This window comes from Acinetobacter sp. 228 (genome assembly GCF_048147885.1).
Genome location: NZ_JAYWYV010000469.1, coordinates 1 through 1,141, shown reverse-complemented (window position 1 = coordinate 1,141; position 1,141 = coordinate 1). Strand labels below are relative to the sequence as shown.

Sequence of the window (1,141 nt, the reverse complement as noted above, 5' to 3'; positions counted from 1 at the left end):
AATCAGCTAGCCACCCAGCTGATTACGCATCAAAAAGTCAAAGAGGCGGGCAGTACAATTCATGCTTATCGCCAACATAGTGAAGAAATTAGCCAGCGAGAGCTTACCCATGCATTAGAGGCTCTGCATCATGGTGGAAATCCTGAGCAAGTGTTGCAGCAATTTGCCCATCGTTTGACGCAAAAACTAATACATCCGACCTCTATGTTGTTGCGTGAAGCTGCAAAAGCAGAGAGTCCGGACTATTTTGAATGGTTACAGCAGCATTTACAGGATGTATTTGATCATGAGCGAAAACCCAAACGTTAAGAAAGAAGTCTTAAGCTAATTTGTTTGGTAAGTTCATTGAGTTGTTGTCTTAAGTTTCTTGACTCAACTAATGAGATTTTAGATTTTAGTTTTTGACGTAAATATCTTTCTTGTAAGCCTAAAGCATATTCTTTTGCGAGTTTATCTGCTACTTCCGGTGCTTGAGTTAAGGCTTGAATATTGGTCCTTTGCATAATATCTGCAATTTCATGGCAATAAGTGCTACAAGCACCTAAAACATAGTAGGTAGCTAGTTCTTGGTCATCAGGCAATTCGTCAAATATACGGTTTAAAATTGCTAATATTTTAGCCAACAGCTCATCTTGCGGAATATAAGCCCTTAATCCTTCAAAATGAATATAAAGAAACGGATGGTGCATCAAAATTGCAATTGCAAAGTCTTCATCTTTCGTTTGAATATTAAAAGATAGTGATGCATCGTGGCTAATTTGTGGAGTGAAGCGCTTACCTAAGCCTAATTTTTCACGGAAAGATTGGGTTAGTAGATAGCGAAAAGACCCTTGTTTTGGCAATAACTCGGTCAATTCTCTTAATTCGCCCATAACAAGACTCTTACCTTCGGGCGTACTAATGTCATGTTGCCCAGTAAGATGAGCAAAAACAAAGTCAGAAAGTAAAGGAGCTTGCTGTAGAAGCTTCTGGAAATTTTCCACCCCTTCACGGCGGATTAAAGAGTCAGGGTCATGGTCATTTGGCAATACAAAGAATTTGAGCTCACGACCATCATTGAGTAAGGGTAATGCAATTTCTAAAGTTCGGCGTGCGGCCTTTTGACCTGCAGCATCACCGTCAAAAGCAATCGTAATCCGGT

At 40.0% G+C, this 1,141-nt stretch carries 2 pseudogenes; one reads left to right on the top strand and one right to left on the bottom strand.

The annotated features are described in order from the left end of the window. Window positions 1–309 (top strand): annotated as a pseudogene (locus VXQ92_RS19930) (glutamyl-tRNA reductase); the annotation flags it as partial. Here the strand turns inward: VXQ92_RS19930 and VXQ92_RS19925 are convergent. Next, a pseudogene (locus VXQ92_RS19925) lies at window positions 306–1,141 on the bottom strand (DNA primase); the annotation flags it as partial. The pseudogenes VXQ92_RS19930 and VXQ92_RS19925 sit on opposite strands and share 4 nt — an antisense overlap.